Origin of the sequence: Sulfuricaulis sp., assembly GCF_049587675.1 — a bacterium.
In the GTDB taxonomy this organism is placed as follows: Bacteria; Pseudomonadota; Gammaproteobacteria; order Acidiferrobacterales; family Sulfurifustaceae; genus Sulfuricaulis.
This window is the reverse complement of the sequence record NZ_JBAVEJ010000218.1, coordinates 1-3,412: the sequence shown is the minus strand read 5'-3', so window position 1 is coordinate 3,412 and position 3,412 is coordinate 1. Positions and strand designations below refer to the sequence as shown.

General features: G+C 55.5%; 5 protein-coding genes. 1 reads left to right on the top strand and 4 read right to left on the bottom strand.

All coding sequences use genetic code 11. From position 1 onward, the window contains the following. The 4 genes from WB402_RS11305 to WB402_RS11290 form a co-directional block, all read right to left on the bottom strand. Positions 1-989, bottom strand: a 989-nt coding sequence (locus tag WB402_RS11305) for a hypothetical protein (protein ID WP_424207905.1), incomplete at its 3' end; no start/stop codon positions are given. Positions 990-1,551: 562 nt separating this feature from the next. Continuing rightward, positions 1,552-1,845, bottom strand: a complete 294-nt coding sequence (locus WB402_RS11300; protein ID WP_424207903.1) for a TusE/DsrC/DsvC family sulfur relay protein — start codon at positions 1,843-1,845, stop codon at positions 1,552-1,554. Between the two features lie 96 nt (positions 1,846-1,941). Continuing rightward, on the bottom strand, positions 1,942-2,523 hold the full coding sequence (locus tag WB402_RS11295; protein ID WP_424207907.1) for a DNA-J related domain-containing protein: 582 nt from the start codon (positions 2,521-2,523) through the stop codon (positions 1,942-1,944). A gap of 31 nt (positions 2,524-2,554) precedes the next feature. Then, entirely contained in the window at positions 2,555-3,160 is a 606-nt protein-coding gene (locus WB402_RS11290; RefSeq protein WP_424207901.1) for an arylesterase, read from the bottom strand. Here WB402_RS11290 and WB402_RS11285 point away from each other — a divergent pair. Further along, a partial coding sequence (locus WB402_RS11285; RefSeq protein ID WP_424207899.1) for an ATP-binding cassette domain-containing protein occupies positions 3,159-3,412 on the top strand: 254 nt, incomplete at its 3' end. The genes WB402_RS11290 and WB402_RS11285 overlap by 2 nt on opposite strands.

Below are 3,412 nucleotides of genomic sequence, written 5' to 3'. Positions count from 1 at the left end.
AAGTTCGTTGGGTTATCGTTATCTGAGAGCCGTGCGGTCGTATATAGCGGTAACCACTTGCCGAAACGGTAGCCCAGTGTCGTGTACCAGCCTTTTTGATTGGGAAAAGCAAGGTTCGCCATTCCGTCAATCTCGCGTTTGAAGCCCTCCGAATACAGCACAACATTGTTCCAGTCCATGCTGCCGCCGATGCTCGTGAACTTCGCGGTATCCTGGAACACGCCAAAGGCACTCGCGTTCACTTTTGTCTGCAAGGTGCCGTAACGCACGGTGAAAATATCCGAGCTCAGGCTCAGGTTGAAACCATGCAGGGCATCAGCCGTGAAGTCTGTATAAGCGACACTACCGGATGGAGGTTGAGGCTGCCCTAACAATGGAAATAACGGGTATACCTCCTGGGGCACCAAGGCTTGGGCACCACGGCTCACGCCGTAGTATGGCTGGAACAGCAGGGTCATGTCACCGAGCCGGAGTTTCGCCAGGACGTCTACACCGTTCAGGGTGGTAATGGGATTGGAGTAGTACACTTCCTGCGGCGGGCGGATCCAGGGATAGGCATAACCGACCTCGTAATAATCCGAGATCAAAAAGGTCGGAAATTTGATCTTGCCGGCACGGATACTGATTGGTTCATTCACGCGGTAACTGACAAACGCCCAGTCGGCCTCAACATTGGAGTTATCTTTGTTCGCCTTGGCGAGCAGCTGCCCGGTCACCGAAATGTCAGGATTCACCTTGGCCGAAATCTGCAAGCCCAGGCGTGAATCGGTCGAAAAGTCAGGTGTATTTTGGATGTTCCCATCCTGGGACACGGCCTTGGTGGCCATGGTGCCGGGTGGTGCGGCAGTGAGCAACTGCTTGTCCGCATAGGTCGTACCGGCGGTCAAGAAACCACTGATGGAAATCCCCTCGATACTGGTCGCTGCCATGGCAGGGAGAACCTGTCCGGCCAGGCTAACGCACAAAATGCCTATCAACTTTTTCTTCATAAATGAGTTTCCTGGTAAGTTTTCAATAATCCGGATACACCCTAATTACATATAGATGTTGTAGTAAAAAATGCCACATCACCGGTATCGAATAATCGCCAATCCGCCCCTTGACCCGATGCCAGCTGGATACACAGCCAAATCATGGCCATTTTCCATGATTTTTTGCCGGCATGACCGGTGTGTGCAGCTGCCGCCCTGATTCCTGCGGCGGGTCCCGCCCACCAGTTTTGACATCGTCATTGGCCAAGAATAGCCACGCTCCGGACTTCAGGTCGCGTCAGGTTGGGGGGGTTCGCTCTTGCTGAAGCTGGCCTATAGCGGGGATTAAACTTAGATGAAAACTTGGCTGCTCAAGTGAGTACTCTTTGAGCATATGCCTTGACTTTATTTCAAAGAGTCGGTGGTCGAAACAAGAGCAAACTCTCCCTCGATCAATCAATATCCATTAATAGAGATCGATCATGGTCATCCAATTTTATAAAAGAAAAGGCCAGGACACATGCGTGTCCTGGCCTCGTTGGGCATTACCGCGGTAATAGCGGAAAAGCGCCGCGGTGAATCAAACGCAGCCGGTAGGTTTGGGCAATCCGCCGTACTTGGTGATGGGTTTCATGGGGCCCGTCATCCAGAGTTTGAACATCTCCTTCTGATCGGCCTCGACATACTTGGCGAATTTCCGGATCGGCGGCACGACACCGAAAGCTTCATAATATTCACGCGCCTTGGTGATATGCGTCCACTTGACCTCATTCAGCGCCAGACCATCGGCGTCCGCCATAGCCCGGGCAATCTCCGGCGTCCACGCGTCGCGTTCAATGAGATACCCGTCGCCGTCGCGTTGTGGAATTTCCATAATCAATCCTCTCGTTTAATGGTACTGAGCGGTATCATGCAATAGTCGACTTAATTAGTCAACTATAGTGCAGGCCTGCCAGCCGCCGCAGCTTTTTTAAACTCCATAACAGCGCATCAGAATTTCATAGGCACCGCGAATCGCGCGAAACCGCGCCGGGTCGCCTCCCTTGTCCGGATGATGTTGCGCCGCCAACCGCCGGTACGCCTGCTTGATGGTTTCCCACGGCGCATCGGCGGACAGCTCCAGGGTTTGCAGCGCCTCCAGACGTTCGTCGATCGCCAGATATCGCTCCGTGAAACGGTTGAGCATGAATTCGACATCCGCGTGGCTGGTCTGGCTGAAGTTTTCCCAGTCGAGGTAATACGCGCGCAACGGCGCCGCCGCGTTATCGGTCGGCAGCGCCGAAACCGCCAAACTCTCCACTGGTTCCAGACGAATATCGAGGGGCGATATCGAAAGATACATTCCCTGCGCGAACAACTCCATCTGCAACTGGTACAACGCGTTCATCACCAGGAAATGCTTGCGGAAAAGAACGAGGTTCGGGTTCTCGCCATCGAAGACGAATGCGGCGTCGTGTTCTTGCAAGCGTTGTATCAGGTCATATTCGCTCAAGCCCATGGGAGAGGTTTTGATCAGGGCCAGAACCGAGGCTTTGAAGGGATTTTCGAGCATCAAGGAAAATATAGACCATCGGCGTTTCCGGTTAGAGTAAGGGCCGTAAATGCGGCCAGACATTCTCCAGCATCTTCTGCTGCGCTTTTGCGTTGGCATGTATTCCGTCCGGCTGCATGAGCATAGGGTTGGTGGCAATGCCGTCGAGAAGAAACGGCGCCAAACCCACCTGCTGTTCGGCCGCGACTTCCCGGTAAATGCGCCGGAACCTTTCCGTATAGTAATTGCCGTAATTGGGCGGGAGCCGCATGCCGACCAGCAGCACCCGTGCCTGCCGGGCCTTGGCTTTCGTGACCATCGCGGTGATGTTATGTTTCATCTGGTCGAGCGCGAGTCCGCGCAGGCCGTCGTTACCGCCGAGTTCGATGATGACGATCGCCGGCTGGTGCGCGGCGAGAAGCTTGGGCAAACGCGCGAGACCGTTCGCCGTGGTGTCGCCACTGATGCTGGCGTTGACGATCTGGTAATCGTACTTTTGCCGATCAAGGCGCTTGCCCAGCAGCGCCACCCAGCCGGAGCCCACGTCCACGCCGTAAGCGGCGCTCAGGCTGTCACCGACCACGAGCAAGGTGCGTGCGGCGGCGGGCAACGGCGCCAGCCCGAGCAATAACACTACTGTCAGAAAGAATCGACGCATGCCTGAATATCCAAATGGAAACATAGTCTCCGCCACCCAGCTCTCGAAGCGGGTCGATACCGCCGAAGGTGCTCTCGACATCTTGTCGGGAGTGAATCTCGAGATCAAGGCCGGTGAACGCGTTGCGATCATCGGCGTTTCGGGTTCGGGCAAGTCCACCCTGCTCGGCCTGCTGGCCGGGCTCGATTCCCCGACGCAAGGCGAAGTCACGCTCGCCGGCGAGCGTCTCGATAAACTTGACGAGGACGGCCG

Bases quoted from the DNA above. Each gene is read 5' to 3' on its own strand.
- WB402_RS11295 (WP_424207907.1), bottom strand. From the start codon at position 2,523: ATGCTCGAAAATCCCTTCAAAGCCTCGGTTCTGGCCCTGATCAAAACC.
- WB402_RS11300 (WP_424207903.1), bottom strand. From the start codon at position 1,845: ATGGAAATTCCACAACGCGACGGCGACGGGTATCTCATTGAACGCGAC.
- WB402_RS11290 (WP_424207901.1), bottom strand. From the start codon at position 3,160: ATGCGTCGATTCTTTCTGACAGTAGTGTTATTGCTCGGGCTGGCGCCG.